Origin of the sequence: Nocardia goodfellowii (assembly GCF_017875645.1) — a bacterium.
GTDB classification, from domain to species: domain Bacteria; phylum Actinomycetota; class Actinomycetes; order Mycobacteriales; family Mycobacteriaceae; genus Nocardia; species Nocardia goodfellowii.
On the sequence record NZ_JAGGMR010000001.1, the window covers coordinates 6880919 to 6901988 of the forward strand.

19 protein-coding genes are annotated in these 21070 nt (G+C 67.1%); 6 read left to right on the top strand and 13 right to left on the bottom strand.

The features are described 5' to 3' along the window. Positions 1-176: 176 nt before the first annotated feature. Both BJ987_RS31890 and BJ987_RS31895 read left to right on the top strand, forming a co-directional pair. The gene (locus BJ987_RS31890) at positions 177-1568 is read left to right on the top strand and encodes a diguanylate cyclase domain-containing protein (protein WP_245366225.1); all 1392 of its coding nucleotides are present in this window, start codon (positions 177-179) and stop codon (positions 1566-1568) included. A 107-nt stretch (positions 1569-1675) separates the two neighbouring features. Next, a complete protein-coding gene (locus tag BJ987_RS31895; protein WP_245366226.1) occupies positions 1676-3946 on the top strand; it encodes a HelD family protein in 2271 nt (756 codons plus the stop codon). Positions 3947-4009: 63 nt separating this feature from the next. On the opposite strand, the gene BJ987_RS31900 is transcribed toward BJ987_RS31895, so the two are convergent. The 3 genes from BJ987_RS31900 to BJ987_RS31910 all read right to left on the bottom strand — a co-directional run bounded on the left by BJ987_RS31900 (position 4010) and on the right by BJ987_RS31910 (position 6044). Further along, entirely contained in the window at positions 4010-4462 is a 453-nt protein-coding gene (locus BJ987_RS31900; RefSeq protein ID WP_209896764.1) for a universal stress protein, read from the bottom strand. Between the two features lie 295 nt (positions 4463-4757). Next, positions 4758-5174 (bottom strand): DoxX family protein, encoded by a 417-nt coding sequence (locus BJ987_RS31905; protein ID WP_209896765.1) that lies wholly within the window; start codon positions 5172-5174, stop codon positions 4758-4760. Between the two features lie 21 nt (positions 5175-5195). Further along, positions 5196-6044 (bottom strand): AraC family transcriptional regulator, encoded by an 849-nt coding sequence (locus BJ987_RS31910; RefSeq protein WP_209896766.1) that lies wholly within the window; start codon positions 6042-6044, stop codon positions 5196-5198. A 71-nt stretch (positions 6045-6115) separates the two neighbouring features. On the opposite strand from BJ987_RS31910, the gene BJ987_RS31915 reads away from it, so the two are divergent. Beyond that, positions 6116-6586 carry a VOC family protein gene (locus tag BJ987_RS31915; protein WP_209896767.1) on the top strand — a complete coding sequence of 157 codons (471 nt, stop codon included), beginning with the start codon at positions 6116-6118 and terminating at the stop codon, positions 6584-6586. Between the two features lie 82 nt (positions 6587-6668). On the opposite strand, the gene BJ987_RS31920 is transcribed toward BJ987_RS31915, so the two are convergent. Together BJ987_RS31920 and uvrB are read right to left on the bottom strand one after the other, a co-directional pair. Next, on the bottom strand, positions 6669-6854 hold the full coding sequence (locus tag BJ987_RS31920; RefSeq protein WP_209896768.1) for an antitoxin: 186 nt from the start codon (positions 6852-6854) through the stop codon (positions 6669-6671). A gap of 78 nt (positions 6855-6932) precedes the next feature. After that, the gene (gene uvrB / locus BJ987_RS31925) at positions 6933-9104 is read right to left on the bottom strand and encodes an excinuclease ABC subunit UvrB (RefSeq protein ID WP_209896769.1); all 2172 of its coding nucleotides are present in this window, start codon (positions 9102-9104) and stop codon (positions 6933-6935) included. Positions 9105-9255: 151 nt separating this feature from the next. Between uvrB and BJ987_RS31930 the strand changes: the two genes are divergently transcribed. Next, the gene (locus tag BJ987_RS31930) at positions 9256-9780 is read left to right on the top strand and encodes a ribonuclease FAU-1 family protein (RefSeq protein ID WP_209896770.1); all 525 of its coding nucleotides are present in this window, start codon (positions 9256-9258) and stop codon (positions 9778-9780) included. A 1-nt stretch (position 9781) separates the two neighbouring features. Here the strand turns inward: BJ987_RS31930 and coaE are convergent, their stop codons facing one another. Further along, a complete protein-coding gene (gene coaE, locus BJ987_RS31935) occupies positions 9782-10966 on the bottom strand; it encodes a dephospho-CoA kinase (RefSeq protein ID WP_209896771.1) in 1185 nt (394 codons plus the stop codon). A 296-nt stretch (positions 10967-11262) separates the two neighbouring features. Here coaE and BJ987_RS31940 point away from each other — a divergent pair, with 296 nt between their 5' ends. Further along, positions 11263-11478: a hypothetical protein gene (locus BJ987_RS31940; protein ID WP_209899761.1), complete on the top strand. Its 216-nt coding sequence runs from the start codon at positions 11263-11265 to the stop codon at positions 11476-11478. Here BJ987_RS31940 and BJ987_RS31945 read toward each other — a convergent pair. From BJ987_RS31945 to BJ987_RS31970, 6 genes are all read right to left on the bottom strand, one after another. Next, a complete protein-coding gene (locus BJ987_RS31945) occupies positions 11445-12866 on the bottom strand; it encodes an MATE family efflux transporter (protein WP_209896772.1) in 1422 nt (473 codons plus the stop codon). The genes BJ987_RS31940 and BJ987_RS31945 overlap by 34 nt on opposite strands. Before the next feature lie 7 nt (positions 12867-12873). Further along, on the bottom strand, positions 12874-13971 hold the full coding sequence (locus tag BJ987_RS31950; protein ID WP_307869824.1) for a PLP-dependent cysteine synthase family protein: 1098 nt from the start codon (positions 13969-13971) through the stop codon (positions 12874-12876). Continuing rightward, on the bottom strand, positions 13968-15305 hold the full coding sequence (locus tag BJ987_RS31955) for an alanine racemase (RefSeq protein ID WP_209896773.1): 1338 nt from the start codon (positions 15303-15305) through the stop codon (positions 13968-13970). The genes BJ987_RS31950 and BJ987_RS31955 overlap by 4 nt, the downstream gene beginning before the upstream one ends. Continuing rightward, positions 15296-16273, bottom strand: a complete 978-nt coding sequence (locus BJ987_RS31960) for an ornithine cyclodeaminase (RefSeq protein WP_209896774.1) — start codon at positions 16271-16273, stop codon at positions 15296-15298. The genes BJ987_RS31955 and BJ987_RS31960 overlap by 10 nt, the downstream gene beginning before the upstream one ends. A 118-nt stretch (positions 16274-16391) precedes the next feature. Next, positions 16392-17813, bottom strand: a complete 1422-nt coding sequence (locus tag BJ987_RS31965; RefSeq protein ID WP_209896775.1) for an SPFH domain-containing protein — start codon at positions 17811-17813, stop codon at positions 16392-16394. 62 nt (positions 17814-17875) lie between these two features. Then, positions 17876-18568: a TetR/AcrR family transcriptional regulator gene (locus tag BJ987_RS31970; RefSeq protein ID WP_307869825.1), complete on the bottom strand. Its 693-nt coding sequence runs from the start codon at positions 18566-18568 to the stop codon at positions 17876-17878. 91 nt (positions 18569-18659) lie between these two features. On the opposite strand from BJ987_RS31970, the gene BJ987_RS31975 reads away from it, so the two are divergent. Further along, the gene (locus BJ987_RS31975; protein ID WP_209896777.1) at positions 18660-19343 is read left to right on the top strand and encodes an NAD(P)-dependent oxidoreductase; all 684 of its coding nucleotides are present in this window, start codon (positions 18660-18662) and stop codon (positions 19341-19343) included. 67 nt (positions 19344-19410) lie between these two features. Here the strand turns inward: BJ987_RS31975 and rpsA are convergent, their stop codons facing one another. Continuing rightward, entirely contained in the window at positions 19411-20886 is a 1476-nt protein-coding gene (rpsA, locus tag BJ987_RS31980) for a 30S ribosomal protein S1 (protein ID WP_209896778.1), read from the bottom strand. Positions 20887-21070 lie beyond the last annotated feature (184 nt).

The window sequence follows — 21070 nt, forward strand, 5'->3', positions numbered from 1 at the left end:
TGTGGTTGTTCGACAAACCTGTAATGATCTTCGGGCAGCGCCCGATGAAGAGCCGGACTGTGATCGAACAGCCTCGAAAGCTACCGCTATACCGACGTGATCTTGTTCATGTCGATACCAGGATAATTCCCATGTTCCAATGGCCATGAGTCGGTCGAACGATCGGGGGTTCGAAGTTGGGTTCGGAAGGGATAGGCGGCGAGCACACCCCGGCCAGCGCGTCTGAGGCCGAGGAACTCGCGCAGCGGTACCGGTCGCTGGTCGATCACACCCCGGACGGGATCTGTGTGCACCAGGACGGACTCGTCGTCTACGTGAACCGCGCCATCACCCGCCTACTCGGGGCCGCGAGCGCCGAGGACATCCTCGGGAAACCGGTCACCCGGTTCGTCCATCCCGACTCCGTGCCCGGCATGATCGCCCGTATCGGCCACCTGACCACCGCGGGCTCGGCCTCCCAGCCCACCGAAATGCAACTGCTGCGCCTGGACGGGCGCACGGTGCCGGTGGAGACGGTGTCGGTGCTCACGCCGTGGCAGCACCATTTCGCCTATCAGGTGGTCATCCACGACCTGACCGCGCAGCGGACCGCCGAGCAAGCTCAGCGGCGCGCGGAGGAGTACTTCACCACGGTGGTTTCCCAGCTCGAAGAGGGCGTGGTCGTCATCGATCGGGACGGCCGCATCGAATCGGCCAATCCGGCCGCCGGGCGGATCTTCGGTAAGCCCGAGCACGCCGAGGAACTGGTCGGCCTGAGCATTCACGAACTGCCGATGGTGCTGCTCGACGCGAACGCGCAGCCGCTGCCGCCCTCGCGGCACCCGATCGCGCGCACCCTGGAGACCGGCGAGACGATCACCGGCTACACCTTCGGAGTGGACCGCGCCGACGGGCAGCGCCGCTGGCTGTCCGGCTCCAGCCGCCTGCTGAATCCGGACGACCCGCACTCCCCCGCGGTCTCCTCGTTCGCCGATGTCACCGAATTCCGTGCCAGCCGCAGGCAATTGGAGTATCAAGCCACGCACGACTCGCTGACCGGGCTGGCGAACCGGTCGCTGATCCTGTCCCAGCTCGCGGCCGCGCTGGCCACCTCGGGGACCAACACCGGCATGGCGAGTAGATCCGGTGCGGACCAGCCGGTATCGACCGTGCTGTTCATCGACCTGGACGGATTCAAAGCGATCAACGACACCCTGGGCCACGCCATCGGCGACACCGTCCTGCAGATCGTGGCGCAGCGGCTGCAACGGGCCCTGCGCGGCAACGACGTGGTCGGACGGCTCGGCGGCGACGAATTCCTGGTGTTGCTGGCCGGGCCCACCCTGCCCGAAGATCTGGAGGCCCTGGTCCAGCGGCTGCGCTCCACCATGTCCGAGCCGATCGTCGCGCGCGGACACCGCATCGAGGTCAACGCCTCCATCGGTGTCACCGAACTGATCCAGGGTGACCACCGCACCCCGGAGGCGGTGCTGCACGACGCCGACGTGGCCATGTACCGAGCCAAGCCGGTCGGCGACCGCGAGGCCACCGTCAAGGGCCGCCGCCCCAACAACACCCACGCGTCATGATCGCCCCGGGCGGGTCGGCACAGCGCGACCTGCGGTGGCGGCGAGGGCGGGAAAACCGCAGTAGACTCGACAACCTTGTTTTCACGCGGTGACCCAAGGAGTTCAGTTTGCCCGACCCCCGCGCTCAGGACCGCGAGATCGAACAGGAACAGGCCTACTTATCGGTCCTGTACGACCGGCTCGACGGTATGCGCGCCTACGCGAAGAAGCGACTCGAGACCGTGCTGCTGGAGAGCGGCGGCACGCCGCAAGCCCGCAGTGAACGGGAGTCGTTCAGCCAGCTCTACCACGAGGACTTGGCCAAATATGATGCCGCCGAGCACGGCTTGTGCTTCGGGCGGATCGACCTGACCGGTGACGAAGCCGCCCGCTACATCGGCCGGCTCGGCATCCTCGACGAGCAGGACGACTACGAGACGCTGCTGCTGGACTGGCGCGCGCCGCTGGCGCGTCCCTTCTATCTGGCCACCACGGCCGCGCCGGACGGGGTGACCCGGCGCCGGCACCTCCGCACACGCAACCGGCGGGTCACCGCCGTCAACGACGAGTACCTGGATCTCGCCGCCGCCGAACGGGACGGCATGGTCGAGGGTGACGGTGGCGTGGGCAGCGAGAGCGCGCTGCTGGCGGCGTTGAACGCGGCGCGCACCGGGCACATGAACGACATCGTGGAGACGATCCAGTCCGAGCAGGACGCGATCATCCGCTCCGAGCACAAGAGCGTGCTGGTGGTGCAGGGCGGGCCGGGCACCGGCAAGACCGCGGTCGCGCTGCATCGCGCGGCCTTCCTGCTCTATACCTATCGGCAGCAGCTGGCCAAGAGCGGCGTGCTGATCATCGGGCCGAACGCGACCTTCCTCGATTACATCGGGCAGGTGCTGCCCTCACTCGGCGAGACCGGTGTGCTGCTGTCCACCGTCGGCGATCTGTACCCGGGCGTGAAGGCGACGCGGGAGGACTCACTGCGGGCCGGGGAGATCAAGGGTTCGCTGCGGATTCTCGAGGTGCTCAAGCAAGCGGTGCGGGATCGGCAGGAGGCGCCCGCCGAGCCGATCCAGCTCAGCTTCGACGGCTACCCCGTCACACTGGACCGCAAGATCGCCACCAAGGCCCGGGGCCGGGCCCGGTCCTCGCGGCGGCCGCACAACCTGGCCCGGCCGATCTTCGCGAGTTCGGTCATCGACGCGCTCACCGATCAGGTCGCCCAAACGATGGGCGCGGATCTCTCGGGCGGAAACAGCTTGCTCAGCCGCACGGATATCGCCGAGATCCGGGACGAGATGAAGTCCGATCCGGCGGTGCAGGCGGCCATCGCGAAGCTGTGGCCGATCCTGTCGCCGCAGGAGGTTCTCGGTGAGCTGCTGGCCGATCCGAAGCGACTGGAGCGGGTGGCGTCCGGTTTGTCCGCCGAGGATCGGGCCGAATTGGTGCGACCGCACACCGGCGAGTTCAGCGCCGCCGACGCGCCTCTGCTGGACGAGCTGGCCGAACTGCTCGGCGTCGACGACAGCGAGGAACGCGAACGGGCGCGCCGCCGCCGGCACGCGCAGATCGCGGAGGCCCAGGAGGCTCTCGACATCCTGGCCGGTTCCGCCGCCGCCGAGGTGGAGGACGCGCTCGACGCCGACGAGATCCTGATGGCCTACGACCTGATCGACGCCTCCCAGCTCGCCGACCGGCAGGCCTACCGCACCAGCCAGACCACCGCCGAACGGGCGGCGGGCGACCGCACCTGGACCTACGGGCACGTCATTGTCGATGAGGCGCAAGAGCTTTCGGAGATGGCGTGGCGAATGGTGATGCGGCGCATCCCGAATCGATGGATCACCGTGGTCGGTGACGTCGCCCAGACCGGCGATCCGGCGGGCGCGTCCTCCTGGCAGCGGATGCTGGAACCCTATGTGGCACAGCGGTGGAAGCTGACCGAGCTGACGGTGAACTACCGCACCCCCGCGGAGATCATGGCGGTGGCCGCCGATGTGCTCGCCGCCATCGACCCGGCCGCGACGGTGCCGCGGTCGGTGCGCGACAGCGGGCATCCGCCCGCGGCGCACCATGTCTCGGCGGATGAACTGGTCGCCGCGGTGCGGGAAGCGGTGGCGCGGGAACAGGGTCCGGGCACCAGCGCGGTGATCGTGCCGCATGAGCTGCTCACCGAGTTGTCGGTACTAGCCGGCGAATCGGTGTCCGTGCTGACCGTGCACGACGTGAAGGGCCTGGAGTTCGACGCGGTGTTCCTGGTGCAACCGCAGGGGATCCTGGACGAGTCGCCGCGCGGGCTCAACGATCTCTACGTCGCGCTGACCCGCGCGACACAGCGGCTCACCGTGTTCCACACCGGGGAGCTGCCCGCGGTCCTGGGCGCACTGCACCGATAACGCGCGAAAGCCCCGTCGCACACCGGTTTCCGGTGCGCTACGGGGCTTCGGCTACCGCCGTACCTAGCGAACGGTGTGCACGATCAGCACATCGGAGCGCGACTTGCGGGCCACATCCGAGGGCACCGAGCCGAGCAGGCGACCGGCGAGGGTGTTGAGGCCGCGGTTACCCACCACGAGCAAGTCGGCGTCCACTTCGCGCACCAGGGTGAGCAGGGATTCGACCGGCTCGCCGACGACGGCGCGCTCGACGATCTCCTTGGCGCCGGCCTCGGTGGCGCGGTCGCGGGCGACGCGCAGGATCTCGCTGGTCGGCGCGGAGCCGCGCACCTGGTAGGCCTCTTCCTTGAGCACGTCGGCGGCGGCGGCTACGTCGCGGTCGTCGGTCGGGTAATAGGCGCAGGCGACGATCAGCGTGGCATCGGCGGCGCCGGCCAGCGCGGCGGCCTTCTCGACGGCGACATACGACGAGTCCGAGCCATCGGTACCGACAACAATGGTCCGGTAGGCGGTCATCTTTCCTCCAACGTGGGTCGGGTTGCCTACGTACGGCGCATCCGGACAAGTCGGAGCACCGTCGCGGCGACTGCGGTCGACCATAGCCGCAAATCGAGGGGAAATATCAGAAATCGCAACACATCACACTCGGCGGTGCCCGGCTTTCAGAGCACGTGCCGAGCGCGGGAATGGCGCCGGGGCCGAAGCTACCAGCGCCGATCCAATTCATCCCGGCCATTTCTGTGACGCATCACAACTTCTCGCGAACGCGCTTGCCGCGCTGGGAGATTCATCACAACGCCATTCGGATGGGTCAGCCCCGATCGAAAAGGGGACCGGTCAGGGTGAGACCGAGTTCGGGCGTGCGGGCGAAGAAGGCGAACAACATCAGTGCCGCGCCGATCAGCGCGAGGTTCTTGTTGAACTGGATCATCTGCGTCTGCTTGGCCTCCGGATCGGTGTCCTTCCAGAACGCGTGCATCATGAAGGTGACCGGCAGCAGCACGATAGCCAGCAGGAGCATGCCCGCATCGGCCCAGATCCCGAGCAGCACCATCAGCGCGCCGAGCACCATCAGCGCGCCGGAAGCCAGCACACCGGCCTTGGGCGAGGGGACCCCTTGGCTCTGCGCGTATCCCGCCATCGCCTCGGTATTCGTGAAATGCCCCATTGCCGAACCCAGGAACAGCACCGAGAACAACACCCGGCCGATCAGCACTACTGCGTCCACAGTCAACACCTCTCCGAGTATTTACCGAACTTCCTCGGCCGAGCGTAACGAATTGCGGGCATATTCCAGCGGAGGCATTCCGACCTCGGCGGCGAACTCTCGGGAGAAATGCGCTTGGTCGAAATAACCGAGTTCCACGGCGAGTGCGGCCAAATCCGCGGTGCGCCCTTTGGCGAGCAGGTCGGCACCGTCCTGCAACCGGTAGCGGCGCAATACCCATTTCGGTGCGGCGCCCACATAGCGGCGGAACAGGCGCTGCAGGGTGCGGACCGGGATATCGAAGCGCTCGGTGACCTGGTCGACGCGGGTGAGGTCCGGATCCTCGGCCATGGCGGCGATGATCTGGAGCACCTGCCGGTAGGCCTGGTCGTCCTGGACGGCGCGCGGGGCCAGGTACTGCTCGACGAGCGCGCGGCGCTGTTCGTCGGTCGACGCGGCGAGCACCTGCTCGGTCAGCTCGGCGGCGTCGGGCAACACCTCGGTCAGGCCGACCACGCGGTCGCGCAGCGTGCCGACGTCCAACCCGGTGCAGGCGCCGAATCCGCCCGCGCGGAATCGGATCCCGAAAGTATCTCCAGCACCGGACAATTCGCGAATGTACTTGGTGGTGCAGACGCCGTTGACGAAACCGCCCACGCGCGCGCCGTCCCGTTCGAAGGTGACGTTCACACACGGGAAGGACAGCACCTCGGCGCGGTACGGCGGTTTCCCGCGCAGATCCCAGCGCACCGACCAATACCAGTCGACGAAAGACGCGACCGCCGGTCCGGCAGCCAACCGGTGCAAGGTCCGGTGCCGCGCTTGCTCATCCGGGTGCAGGATGCCCTTGACGTCGTCGAGCGGTGCCGTCGCCGGCGTCCACTTCGGCATCAGCGCACCCGCCGGTCATGGTGTCGCGTTCTTACAAGACCATTTCCGCGTCGCCGAGAAGACTTGTGCCCATGACGAACACCGTGAATCCCATCCCCGCCGACTACCATTCGATCACCTGTTTCCTCGCGGTCGCCGATGCGAACAAGGCCATCGAGTTCTATCGCGCAGTGTTCGGCGCCGAAGTCATCAGCCGCAATGATCTGCCCGACGGGCAAGCCGCCCACGCGGAGCTGAAGATCGGCGACTCCACACTGCAGATGGGCATGCCCATCCCCGACAACGGCGTCCAGGCCCCCAACGGCGAATGGGTGCACACTTCGATCGTGCACTACTGCCCCGACGTCGACGCCACCATCGCCCGCGCCCGCGAGCACGGCGCCCGGACCGCCGAGGACCCGCAAACCTTCGTCAACGGCGACCGTTTCGGGGTGGTCATCGATCCGTTCGGCCATCGCTGGGCGGTCCTGACCCGCGTCGAGGACATCTCGCGCGAGGAAGCCGGGCGCCGGGTCAACGAGTGGATGGCCCAGCAGAACTGAGCGAGGTTGCGCGAATCCGCCCCGGCGGAGCGCACGAACGGGCCCGATCCCGGACAGGGATCGGGCCCGCTGGTGTCGGCGATTACCGGCCGTCGGTGGGCGGCTGGGTGCCGAGCTGGTCATTGAGCTTCTGCTGAGCCGTGTCGACCTGGGCTCGATGTTTGTGCTGGGTCTTGGCATCGACAGCGTCGCCCGCTTTCTCGACACCCTGCCTCCCCTGATCCTCATGGCCCTTCAGCAAACCCTTGAGCTTGTCGAGCATGGACATAACCGCGCCTCTCGTCGAACTTGCTGTGATCCAGATCACATGCTACGCCGAGACCGCGCCGCGGGTGCGGGTCCCGGCTCAACTCAGGCCGGCGGCATCCATGCCGCGCAGTTCCTTCTTCAGATCGGCGATCTCGTCGCGGAGACGACCCGCCAACTCGAACTGCAACTCCCGCGCCGCGTTCATCATCTGGGCGGTGAGTTCCTTGACCAGATCCGCCAGTTCGGCACGCGGCATCGACTTGATGTCGCGACCTTCGTAGACGCCGGCGCTGACGGCCCGGCCCGGCTCGCCTTGAGCGCGCCGACCGCGACTGGCATTGCGGCCCGAACCGCCGACGGCGACTTCGGAATCGTCGGCCTCCTGATACACCTGATCCAGGATGTCGGCGATCTTCTTACGCAGCGGCTGCGGGTCCAGCCCCATCTTCTCGTTGTAGGCGACCTGCTTGGCGCGGCGGCGATCGGTCTCCTCGATGGCGTGCTGCATCGAGTCGGTGATCTTGTCCGCGTACATATGGACCTCACCGGAGACGTTGCGCGCGGCGCGGCCGATGGTCTGGATCAGGCTGGTGCTGCTGCGCAGGAAGCCCTCCTTGTCGGCGTCGAGAATCGCCACCAGGGAGACCTCCGGCAGGTCGAGACCCTCACGCAGCAGGTTGATGCCGACCAGCACGTCGTATTCACCGAGGCGCAGCTGGCGCAGCAGTTCCACGCGGCGCAGCGTGTCGATCTCGGAGTGCAGGTAACGCACGCGCACACCGAGACCGAGCAGGTAGTCGGTGAGATCCTCGGACATCTTCTTGGTCAGCGTGGTGACGAGCACCCGTTCGTCGCGTTCGGTGCGCAGCCGGATCTCGTGCAGCAGGTCGTCGATCTGGCCCTTGGTGGGTTTGACGACGACCTTCGGATCGACCAGACCGGTCGGGCGGATGACCTGTTCGACGACCTCACCGGCGGCCTGGCCCAATTCGTAAGGACCGGGGGTGGCGGACAGGTACACCGTCTGCCCGATCCGGTCCGCGAATTCCTCCCAGGTGAGCGGGCGGTTGTCGATCGCGGACGGCAGCCGGAAGCCGTACTCGACCAGATTGCGCTTACGCGACATATCGCCCTCGTACATGCCGCCGATCTGCGGCACGGTGACGTGCGATTCGTCGATGACGAGCAGGAAGTCGTCGGGGAAGTAATCGAGCAGGGTGGCCGGCGCGGAACCGGCGGGGCGGCCGTCGATATGGCGGGAGTAGTTCTCGATGCCGGAGCAGAACCCGACCTGCCGGATCATCTCGATGTCGTACTGGGTGCGCATGCGCAATCGCTGCGCCTCCAGCAGCTTGCCCTGGCGCTCGAATTCGGCCAGGCGCTGCTCGAGTTCGGCCTCGATCTCCTTGACCGCGCGTTCCATCCGATCCGGACCCGCCACATAGTGGGTGGCCGGGAAGATGCGCAACCGATCGACCTGGCGCACCACATCGCCGGTGAGCGGGTGCAGATAATAGAGCGACTCGATCTCGTCGCCGAAGAACTCGATGCGGATCGCGAGTTCCTCGTAGGACGGGATGATCTCGACCGTGTCGCCGCGCACCCGGAACGAGCCGCGCACGAAGGACATGTCGTTACGGGTGTACTGCACGTCGACCAGCAGCCGCAGCAGCGCGTCGCGATCGATCTCGTCGCCCACTTCCAGCGCGACGGACCGATCCAGGTAGGACTGCGGGGTACCGAGGCCGTAGATGCAGGACACGGAAGCGACCACCACCACATCGCGCCGCGACAGCAGGCTCGACGTGGCCGAGTGCCGCAGCCGCTCGACATCGTCGTTGATCGAGCTGTCCTTCTCGATATAGGTATCGGTCTGCGCGATGTACGCCTCTGGCTGGTAGTAGTCGTAGTACGAGACGAAGTACTCGACCGCGTTGTTCGGCAGCATCTCCCGCAGCTCGTTCGCCAACTGCGCGGCCAGCGTCTTGTTCGGCGCCATCACCAGGGTGGGCCGCTGCAATTTCTCGATGAGCCAGGCCGTGGTGGCCGATTTACCGGTACCGGTGGCGCCGAGCAGCACCACATCGCGCTCGCCGGCGTTGACCCGCCGCTCCAGCTCGGCGATGGCGGCGGGCTGGTCACCGGCCGGTTTGTGCTCGCTGACCACCTGGAAACGCCCATCGGTGCGCTCGATCTCCCCGACCGGGCGGAATTCCGAATGCGCGAGCGGCGGCTGACCCTCAGCGGGGATCTCGGTAGCGAAAGCCATGTACCCAGCGTAAGCGCAGCCACCGACAAGTTTCGCGGCCGCGAGCGACGGCGCCCGGGCCACCGGCCACGGTCCGTAGGTCGCCGGCGGCAATCCAGCTAATTCCCGCGCTGGACTCGACGCCGCGCGCGTGACGGTAGATTCTGGGTGCATGACACAGGCACCGGCAGTGGACTTGCACCCGCCCAAGGTCGAGTACTTCGATCTCGCGGGGCTGACCAATACGGACCCGAAGGGGTTCGTGCGCGAGGTCGACAGCTATCAGCTAGCGCCCTGGGGCCTGTACATGGCGCGTTCCTCGGATCACGTGGAGTTCCACTACATCGAGTCCTGGCTGCTGCCGGAACTGTCGTTGCGGGCTACCGTCTTCCACTTCAACCCGGCGCACCGGCGTGATCAGGATTACTACCTGGATCTCGGCGAGTACAGCCAGGTGGGCGCGCAGCGCTGGAAGTCGATCGACCACTACCTCGACATCACGGTGCGCACCGGGCGCGACAGTGAACTGCTCGACGTCGACGAACTACTGGCCGCGCATGCCGCGGGCTATCTGGGCCTGTCCGAGGCACAGGCGGCGATCGAACACGCCGCCGTCACCATGGACGGCATCGCCGCCCATGGTTATTCGCTGGAACGCTGGCTGGCCACCAAGGGCATCGAGCTGACCTGGCGCTGACTCAGCGCAGCCGGTCGTAAGCCGTGTCGAACCAGGGCTCCTTGACGCCGTAGTAGGCCTCGGCGGCCGCGGCGCCGGAGAGACCGGCGGCCGCGGCCTCGGCGTCGCGCTTCAGTCGCAGGTATTCGGCGCGGGCGGCGGCGTCCGAGCGCAGCCAATCCCGGAACTCCAGCGCGAACCGCTGACCGGGTGCGCCCGCGGCGCGCAGGTGCACGTTGGCCGGGCGGCCCGGGTCGGCGTTGCCGTGCAGCCGTTTGGACCACAGGTCGCGGTCCGTGCCCACCGGATCGGCCTCGGTCGGCTTCGGATTGTCGTAGGTGATGTGCTCTTTGCGCGGGAAACCGGCCTCCGCCAACGCATTCGCCAAGCCGTCGGCCGCGGCCATATCGGCCACGGTGATCTGGATATCGATGACGTCCTTGGCGTCCAGGCCGGGTACCGCGGTGGATCCGATGTGGTCGATTCGCGCGGCCGAGGCACCGCAGGCCACCCACAGTCGAGCGATGAGCCGCTGCGCCTGCGCGGCCCACTCCGGATCGGCGGGTACCAGCCGCAGCTCGCCCTTCGCCGATGTCCCGCCGCGCTTGTTCCGCTCGAACGGCACCAGCCGCTCGTCCCACAGCCGATGCACGACGGCGTCGATCTCGCCGGGCGCACCGTTGTTGTCCAGCAGCACATCCGCGACCGCGCGCCGCTGCTCGTCGGTGGCCTGCGCCGAGATACGGGCGCGCGCATCGCTTTCGGAAACGCCGCGGAATTCGACCAGCCGGCGCACGCGCGTTTCGGCGTCGACATCGACTACCAGAACCAGATTCATCAATGGCGCGAGACCATTCTCGACCAGCAATGGAATATCTTGCACCAGAATCGCATCCGCCGGCGCGGCGGCAATCAATTCGCCGGTTCGTTTACCCACCAATGGATGGGTGATGGAATTCAAAGTGGCGCGGGATTCGTCATCGGCGAACGCGCGCGCGGCCAGCGCCGGTCGGTCCAGACTGCCGTCGGAGGCGAGGATGTCCGGCCCGAATGCCGCCACCAGAGCGGCCAGCCCCGCCGTGCCGGGCGCCACCACTTCCCTGGCTATCACGTCGGAATCAATGAGGACCGCGCCGCGTTCGACCAGAATCCGCGCCACCGTCGACTTGCCCGCTCCCATGCCTCCGGTGAGGCCGATCCGCAACATCCGATCAGTCTCGCATCCACCGTCCCCATGGCCGCGCACCACCCGTCACCGGGTGCTCCGGTGGTGCTTATTACCCACCGCCGCAGGCGGATTCACCTCCCTGGCAAACCCTTGCCCGATCCGTGACGCCGCCGAGACCATTTCGCAACATTTTCGGCAGAAGTGGCCTCCGACCCGCGAACTTTCCGACACGCCACGCCAATTACTTCCGCAAAATACTCTGCCCGAGCCATTTCTTCGGCTAATCTTCGGCGCAGGCGATCCAGGCCAGAGAACCAGCTAGCAAAGGAACACCATTGAGCACCAGAATCCACCCGACGGGTCGCCACCGTTTGGGTATGGCCGGGGGCGTGCATTGCACCCAGATCCCTGCCGTAGCGGCCGCGCTCGCCGAGCATCGCCGCTCATGGTTCACCGCATTGCTCAGTCCCGCCCGGCACAGCTTCGCCGCTATGCGCAAGCGTTCCACGGCGGCCGTCTATTGGGCTCCGGCGCCCGCTACCGCCGGCTGACCCGCCTTCGGCACACTGCGCAGAAAAGTGCGCCACACCAGCGCCGCGGTCGTGCCGAAGCCCAGACACAACCCGAGCCAGATGCCGGGCCCCCGCCAATCCAGCACATAGCCGAACAACCCCATGGCCGGAATTCCGACGGCGAAGTAGCCGATCAGCGTGTTGCGCAGTCCGGCTTTGGTATTCCCGATGCCGCGCAGCAGTCCGATGCACAGGTTCTGCGAACCTTTGCAGTACTGCTGCGCGATCGCGAACCACAGCAGCGCCGAGGCCGCGGTCACCACCGCGGTGTCGTCCTGGTGCGCACCGAGGAACGGGGCCAGCACCGTCCGCGGGAACAGCAGGTAGCAGGCGCCGACCACGGTCATGAAGCCGAATCCGAGGGCGAAGGTTCGCTGCGCGACGCCGCGCACCCGCTCCCATTCCCCCTGGCCGATGGTCCGGCTGACCAGGATCGACGAGCCCTGGGACAGGCCGATATTCACCTGATAGACGATGTAGGCCAGCTGGTTCACGATATTGCTCGCCGCCAGGGCCACCGGTCCGAAGCCGCCCATCAGCAGGGTCGCGACCGAGGTGACGGCCGCTTCCGCGCCGTAGGTGAGCGAGATCGGCGTTCCCATCGCGACGATGCGGCGCATCAGGGCCCGGTCGGCCCGCCAGGCCTGTAGCGACAGCAGCGCGCCCAGCACCGGGTCGCGGCGCACGGTGGACAGGTAGGTGCCGAAGGTCCAGAGCTGAACCATGGTGGTGGACAATCCGATTCCGGCCAGGCCGAGCTCAGGCAGGCCGAACCAGCCGAAGATGAACAGCGCGTTCAGCCCGGCGTTGACCGCGATGGACAACAACGTGACCCGGAGCAGTGATCCAGCCCGGCGCATCCCGACCGCGTACTGGCGCAGCACGTTCAGCCACAGCATCGGAATCAGGCCCGGCGCCAGCGACCAGATGATCGGGCGGGCCAGCTCCAGCACGGCCGGATCCTGGCCGAGCCAGGCCAGCGCGAACCCGAGGCCGCTCAGGATCAGCGCGCCCGCCACGCCGGTCAGCGTCGCGACCGCGAGGGCCGCGCGCAGGTATCCGCGCACTTCCTCCCGTGCCTGCGCATCCAGTTCGGTTGTGCCCGTGCGCTTCTCGCCCCGGCCGACGGCCGCGGCCACCATATTGCCGACACCGGTGACCATGCCGACGCACATGGTGCGAATCTGGTTGTAGAGCAACAGGGCCAGGCCGCCCGCCGCCACCGCGGCGATGCCGAGCAGACCCATCATGGCCAGATCCACGGTGGTCAGCGCCACCTGAGCGAGCTGAATACCGGCGATCGGCGCGGCCAGCGCGACGATCGCGCGATAGCCGCGGACGCGCTGTGCCGTCTGCGCGAGTGTCATGGTTCCCTCAGCTTCCCGTCTTGGCCAGCGCGCGGTCGTCGTCGAACTCGGCCCGCCGGGCATCGGCGGCCGCCAGTCGCAACGATGCGTCGTAGGCATCGAACAGCCGGTGAACACGCTGTTGCGCCGCTTCGGAATACAGCCCGCGGGCCAGCAACCAGTCCTCGTCGTACACGGTGTCGAGGTACTTCTCCCCCGCATCGCAGACCAGCACCACCGCGGTACTGCCCGCCGGCAACTGCACCAGCCGGCGCAAGGCCGCGAACACCGCCGCACCGGCGGTGCCGCCGATCAGGATGCCGATGCGCCGCGCCACCACCCGTGCGGTGGCGAACGCGTCCACGTCACCGACCTGGCAGGCCTCGTCGATGGCGGCGTATTTCACGTTGCCGCCGACGGGGAACCCGGCGGGACTGCCCGCGCCGGTCTGCCAGTACCGGCCGGCCGGGCCGCCGAAGATGATCGATCCGACCGGTTCGATCGCGATCGCGCGCACCCTGGAACCGAGCCGGCGCAGCTCTTCGACTGTGCCGCAGAGGGATCCGCCGGTGCCGACCGCACCGAGCAGATAGTCGACGTCGGTGCTCAGGTCGGCGCGGAGTTCGCCCGCGAGTTCGCGGTATCCCGCGTTGTTGTGCGGATTGTTGTGCTGATCCGGACGGTAGGCGCCGGTGGCCGCGGCGATCTCCGCCGCGACCCGGCGGCGCTCGACTGTGCTCGGGACATCGGTATCGGCGCTGTCCACTCGAACCAGCTGTGCGCCCATGGCTTTCATGGCACGCACCTTGTCCTGTGCCGCGTGCCCGTCGACGACGGCGGTGAAGGTGTAGCCGCGTTCCAGCGCCATCAGCGCCAGGCCGGTCCCGGTATTGCCGGAGGTGGGTTCGACGATGTGCCCGCCGGGCCGCAGCGCACCGTCCCGTTCGGCCTGCAGCACCATTTCCCGCGCCATCCGCACCTTGGCCGAGCCGGTCGGGTTGAATTGCTCCAGCTTGAGCAGCAGCCTGCTGCCCGCACCGGTGCGGGTGAGTTCGAGCAGCGGTGTGGCGCCGATCAATTCGGAGGCGTGCCGGACGACGTTCTCCCGGACCCCGAGCCGCGTCACCGGTCCAGCCTCCAGCTCAGCCGGTCGCCGTCGTCGGTGACCACCACTTTGGGCGGCAACGGCAATTGATGGAATTCGCTCTCGTTCTTGTCCATCTGATAGCCGGCGGTATTCGGATACAGCAGCAAGTCACCGAATTGCGGAGGCTGCGGCAGGATGATCTTGCGCCAGGTGAGCACGTCGTATTCCATGCAACTCGAACCACCGACGCAGGAGGCGGTCGGTGCGGCGGCGGGATCGACGTTGCGGGGCAGCAGGATTGGATCCGGCAGGAATTCGCTGCCTTTCCATTGCTCGGACACGCTCATACTCAATCCCTGGACCGTGGTAATTCCGTAGTCGGCGTTGCGTTTGAAGCCGAGCACCGGGAAGGCGGTGAAACCGGCGTCGATGAGCAGCGCCCGGCCGGGCTCGAGGAATAGCTCGAGGTCGTTGGCGGGCAGATGTTCTGCCAGGGCGCGGCCGTCGAAGGCCGTGCTGAGGATCGCGTCGAGCATGGCCGCACCGTTGGGCCCCTGGGCGTAGGGATAGAACTTGTCGAATCGCTTGCCCGCGTGGAACAGCTCGTCGGTGCCGCGTTCGGTGAAGGCCGCCCAGTCCGCCGCACTCAGATAACTGCAGGCGAAGCCGCCGCCGACCGAGATCGCAGAGATCGGGTGACCTTGCGCTTTAGCCTTGGCGCACAGAGTGATCAGGTCGTAGGCGAGTTCGGCGCGGGGCCGCACCTGATAGCCGTCGAGATGGAACGAGAAGCCGATCAGCTCGACCGACGCGAGTTGTCCGCACCTGGTGACGGCGTAGTCGAGGTCGGCCCCCGAAAGTCCGAACCGGCTGTCCGGTGCGTCGGTCGGCAAGCGCCGCAACAGGATTCGCACCCGTCCGGCAGTCGCGGCGATCTCGGCGAGCCGCTCGAGTTCGTCGAGGGCGTCGACCGCCACGACGCAGTCGTGCCGGGCCGCGAGCCGCAGCAGCTGAGCGCTCTTCGCGGCGCCGGTCACGCCGATGTCCCGGCCGCGCACCCCGTGGGCCAGGGCGTGCACCAGCTCCGGTTCGCTCGCCACGTCCACCGATCCGTCGTGATCGGCGATGACGTCGAGCCAGCAGCCTGCCTTGTTGGCCTTCTTGCCGTAGTAGACCCGACCCGAAACCCGGTGCGCGGCAAGCACCTCCTGGAAGGATCGCAGGTTCCGTTCGAACTGCCGCGGATACACGACATGGAACGGCCCGCCGACAGCGTGCTGGATATCGAACAGGAAGCCCGGCTCGCAACGCACCCGCCGCTGCCACTCCCGCTCCAGCGCGGGCAGTTTCACCAGTTCAGTGCTCAGGTCCACAGTTCCACCCGCTGTCCGCGTCCGGCCGCCACCGCGCGGGTGGCCAACGCGTGCGCCACCGGGATGTCGGTGATGATCATCCCGCTGGAGAACGCGAAGACTCGCTCGTCCTCGGCCCGCCGCCCCGCCGCCCGGCCCGCGACCACCTCCGGTAGCTCGGCGTCGATCCGAACCTCCCCGTCCGGGCCCGCCAAACGCGTTCCGGTGACACCCAATTGGCCGGTGCTGGTCGCGATCGCGTAGTCGGCCTGCCGCAGCGCCCCGCTCTCCACGCCTTTGCTCGCCACCGAGATGAGCAGTCCACCGGGCGGCAGCCACTCGGTGCGCACCTTGGGATGCGCGGCCCGCCCGGAGGCGACCACGACGATATCGGACTCCGCCACCGCCGCGGGCACATCGTCGACCAGCTCGATCTCGCGATCCGGGAACCAGCGCCGCATGGTGGCGACGCTCTCGGCGATGCCGTCCGGATGCGTGCCGAACAAGCGCAGCCTGGCCAGCCCCGGCAACGCGGTCAGCAGGTAAGGCAGCGTGTTGCGCCCCTGCACGCCGGTACCGAGCATCAGCGCACTCGTCGCGCCTTCGCGCGCACAGTGTTTCGCGGTGATCGCCGTGGTCGCGGGCGTGCGGGACGCTCCGACCCGCTGGCAGTCCATGAACGCGAACGGCAGTCCGGTCACGTCGTCGTACAAACTGATGGTGGTGTAGTACTTCTCGGCGCTCTCGCTACCTTGCCGGTACGAGGTCTTGAATCCCACCTGCTCCAGCGAGCCGTCGTAGCCGAGCATCGAGTACGACACCGCGTCCCGCTCGGCCTTCGGAATCGGCATCATCAGCTTGACCGGGCAACGCGAATCCCCTTGCGCGAAGGCCAGATAGGCCTCTTCCACCAGATCGATGACCTCGGCGGGGGTGAGTTCGACGTCGTCCAAATCGCTACGGGTGAGTACGTGCATGGCTTGGGTCATGGAACTCCGATGTCGTGCGGACGCACGGCGGGCGAGCAGCCCGCCGTCGCACCATCGTAGTTCTTACTGACAATGATTGTCAGTACCATCGTGATCTACGGCATATGCCGCACCATGGCTACCCGGCCGATGTGTTCGTTCCGTTGGGCTCCGAACCCTTTGCCGCCGACCATGATTCGACGACAGCGCCGATCTGGGTGAGCAGCGCGGACACCGTCGAGAAGTCCCCGCCGATTTGATAGGACTTCAGTTCCGCGGGCTTGGGCAGCTTCGCGACGATGTCCGGGAGCCCGTCGACGAGTCGCGCCTGGAGGTTGGCCGCGTTCTGCGTGTTCGCGGTGTCCACCCGGACCCGTTCCCGCTCCAGGGCGAGCAGTTCCGCGTTGTGCCGGGCCTGCGATTCGGCCGCGGCACCGGCGAGCTTGCCGTCGAGCTCCTGACTCTGCAGTTCCAATCGCCGCCGCAGATTTTCGACTTTCTGGTCGTGCTGTTCACGCTCCAGGCGCAGCGCGTGCAGCGCCGTCTCCTGCGCGAGGTCGGCGATCGCGCGCTGATCGTCGTGTTCGCGGGTGGTCCGGCGCAACTGTTCGACGGTCTCGCGGTCGAACCGGGCGGCCTCGTTGCGCGCACGGAGCTCGGCGAGCTCGCGTTCGTTCTCGATGCGCCGCTCCTCGGCGGTCCGATTCGCGGCCGTTTCGCGCGCCGAAATGACTTCTTGCGCGGCGAGTTCGGCGAGCCGGGCGACCTGGTTCTGCTCGCTGCGGTACGGCTTCTGCAGGTTCTCCCACAACGTGGACGAGCTGACCACCGCCTCCTTGATCTGCACGGTGACGATCCGCAACCCCAGACCCCGGTCGCCGTGCCCGGTGCCCGACGTCTCCGCGGAGCCCTCGGCGACAGCGCGCAGCCGCGCGGTGAGCTCCTCGATGATGGGCTGCTTGTCGCTGAGGACGTCGCGCACCCCCATCGTGGACACCTTGTCCTTGATCGCGGCCTCGGCCTGCTCGCGCAGCTGAATATTGACCAGCCGCATGGGATCTTCCGGGTCGGAGAAATCCAGCTTGCGGTACGCGGTGCCGAAATCCTCGATGATCCATTGCACGTACCCCTGCACCAACACCCCTTGCAGCTCACTGCAGATGCAGTAGGCGTTGATCAGGATGGTCTGCATCGCACCCGGGACCACCAGGTACGAATCGGTGGCCGGATTGAACCCGAACGACACTCCCAGCCCGATATGCATCGGCTCGCTGCGACCCCGGCGGGTATGCACCACAAAGGCATTCGGCGGCACCAGCACCGTGCGCCACCGCCAGAAGCCGGTCACCCGCACCTCCACCGGACCGGTGCCCGCACCCGGCGGCGTGGCCACCACCCGATCGGCCCGCTTGGCCAGCGCCCCGCGCGGTGCGGGCCCGCCCGGCGCGGCCATCGGCGCGGCCGCGGCCGCGGGCTTGCGCGTGCGCAGATCATCTTCGAGCGCCGCGGACTGCGCCACCACCTGGTCGAGATACGTATTCTTGCCCGGATTGCTCCCCATGGCGGCACACTACCCGGCAAACAGCCCATGCCCCAGCGGATTTCACCGCTTCGCCGTACGGATCAGAGCCCCAGCGAGCGCACCAGGTCCAGCATCTCGGCGTGGAAGAGCTTGGCCGGGTCCTGCGATTGCGGGCGCAGGTGGCCGTAGATCTCCAGGGCGACGAGTCCGTGCATGCGGCCCCACATGCGCAGAGCGAGCGCGAGACCAGCCGGTGGCAGATCCGGAAACTCTTGGCGCACATGGTCGGCCAGGCCCTGATCGAAGTCGGACCACTCGGCGTCGCCGATGGTCTGGAACTTCGCGGCGCGGGGCCACGCCGCGGCCGCCAAGCCGACCAGGCCGTTGCAGGCACGCATCTCCGCCGCGCGGGCCGGGCCGCCGGGCGGCGGCTGATAGCCGAGGACCGGGTCGCCGTAGATCAGGCGGAAGCCGGCCGGGTTCTCGATGGCCCACTCGCGCACCGTGGTGCCCCACGCGATGACGCGGGCCGCCGGATCAGCCGCGGGGATGGCGTCGCGCGCGGCCTCCACGCGCTCCACCAAGGCGGTGTAGACGTCCGAGATGAGAGTGGTGATCAGATCATCGCGGGTGGCGAAGTAGCCGTAGAGCGCGCCGGCGGTCATGCCCATTTCGCGCGCGATCGCACGCAAAGTGATTGCGTCGGGCCCGCTTTCGGCAAGCAGGCGCAGGGCGATCGCCTTGATCTCGGCCGTCGCTTCGACCCGGAGACGTTCCCGTCGACTCTGCACCACGGTTGACACTCTACAGCGTTTCGCTAGTATCAGCCTTGCAAATACTGAACGCCGTGTAGTAAATGAACAGCATGCAGTACTAGGAGATTTCATGAAGATCGGAGTATTCGGCGCGACGGGTGTCATCGGCACCCGGGTCGTTGCTGAGGCACAGCGCCGCGGGCATCGGGTCACCGCGTTCGCTCGCGATTCGGCCCGGTTCCCGGCCGCCGCTACCGAAGCCGTCACCTGGCAGGTGGCGGATTGGCTCGACACCGACAGCATCACCGCCGCCATCACTGGACTGGATGTGGTGATCAGCGCTGTCAACGCGGGCCACGGCATCGAGGACACCATCGCCAAGGCCGAAAATTTTGTCGTCGGTGCGCGGGCCATGGTCGGCGCACTGGAACACCATCCCGAAATCCGGCTCATCGCCGTCGGTGGCGGCGGCAGCCTGGAGATCGCGCCTGGCCGCCAATTGGTTGACACGGGAGCGGAATTCACCCAGCTGCTCACCGAAGTGCTCGGTGTGCCCGCCGAATATCGCACGGTGGTGCTCGCGCTGCGCGACGCGCTGAACGTCTACCGTCTGTCCAACCGCAACTGGACGTACCTCAGCCCGTCCGCGGGACGGATCGACCCGGGCACGCGCACCGGGCGATACCGCCTCGGCGGTGATCAGATGCTGCCGGGCGAAGCGGATATCTCGGCGGAGGATCTCGCGGTCGCATTGGTCGACGAGGCCGAGCAGAACCGGTTCATCCAACGGCGGTTCACCGTGGCGGCAGCCTGAGGACCCACAAACGCCCGAAGGCCCCGATCCATTCGGATCGGGGCCTTCGGGTTATTACTTACTGAACTCAGGCGTTGCCGGAGAGCTTCTCCCGCAGTGCCGCCAGCTGCGCGTCGCTGGCCAGCGAACCGCCGGCCGACTCGGTGGAGCTGGACGAAGAGGAAGCAGCCTGCGAACCGCTCTCGGAGGAGTAGTTGCCCGCGGCGGTGCCGTTGGCAGCCTCGGCGGCGGCGTCGGCCGCCATCTTCTCCATCTGAGCGGTGTGCATCTTGTGGCGACGCTCGGCCTCGGCGTAGCGGCCTTCCCACTCTTCGCGCTGCTTGTCGAAGCCCTCGAGCCACTCGTTGGTGTCGGGATCGAAGCCCTCGGGGAAGATGTAGTTGCCCTGCTCGTCGTAGCTGTCGGCCATGCCGTACTTCGACGGGTCGAACTCGGCGTGGTAATCCTCGTTCGCCTGCTTCAGCGACAGCGAGATCCGGCGACGCTCCAGGTCGATGTCGATGACCTTGACCATCGCGTCGTCGCCGACGGCGACAACCTGGTCCGGGACCTCCACGTGGCGCTCGGCCAGCTCGGAGATGTGCACCAGGCCCTCGATGCCCTCTTCGACACGCACGAACGCACCGAACGGAACCAGCTTGGTGACCTTGCCCGGGACGATCTGGCCGATCGCGTGGGTGCGGGCGAACTGACGCCACGGATCTTCCTGAGTCGCCTTGAGCGACAGGGAGACACGCTCGCGGTCCAGGTCGACGTCGAGGACCTCGACGGTGACCTCGGTGCCGACCTCGACGACCTCGGACGGGTGGTCGATGTGCTTCCAGGACAGCTCGGAGACGTGCACCAGGCCGTCGACGCCGCCCAGGTCCACGAAGGCACCGAAGTTGACGATCGAGGAGACCACACCCTTGCGGACCTGGCCCTTCTGCAGCTGGTGCAGGAACTCGCTGCGGACCTCGGACTGGGTCTGCTCGAGCCACGCACGGCGGGACAGGACCACGTTGTTGCGGTTCTTGTCCAGCTCGATGATCTTGGCCTCGATCTCCTTGCCGACGTACGGCTGGAGGTCGCGGACACGACGCATCTCGACGAGGGAGGCCGGGAGGAAGCCACGCAGGCCGATGTCCAGGATCAGGCCGCCCTTGACGACCTCGATGACGGTGCCCTTGACGGCCTCGTCCTTCTCCTTGAGCTCCTCGATGGTGCCCCACGCACGCTCGTACTGCGCCCGCTTCTTCGACAGAATCAGGCGGCCTTCCTTGTCCTCCTTGGTGAGAACAAGCGCCTCGACCTCATCGCCCACGGAAACGACCTCGTTGGGGTCGACATCGTGCTTGATGGAGAGCTCGCGGGAGGGGATGACGCCTTCGGTCTTGTAACCGATGTCGAGCAGGACCTCGTCGCGGTCGACCTTGACGATGGTTCCTTCGACGATGTCGCCGTCGTTGAAGTACTTGATCGTGGCGTCGATGGCGGCGAGGAAATCCTCGGCAGAGCCGATGTCATTGACGGCTACCTGCGGCGAGGTGACGGTGGTGGGCATATGTCGGTTTGCTCCGGACGGATTGTGGTCGGTTGCGGACATTGGAACTTTCGGTACGCTGCGTTCTCACCGCGACGATGCGACGACGGACACAAAGGAACGTACCGCAAACCCCACTCGTGAAACTCAGCACGGGCGCTCTGTTACTCAGTACTCTGTAACCGTCGGTGGATCGTTACTTCCG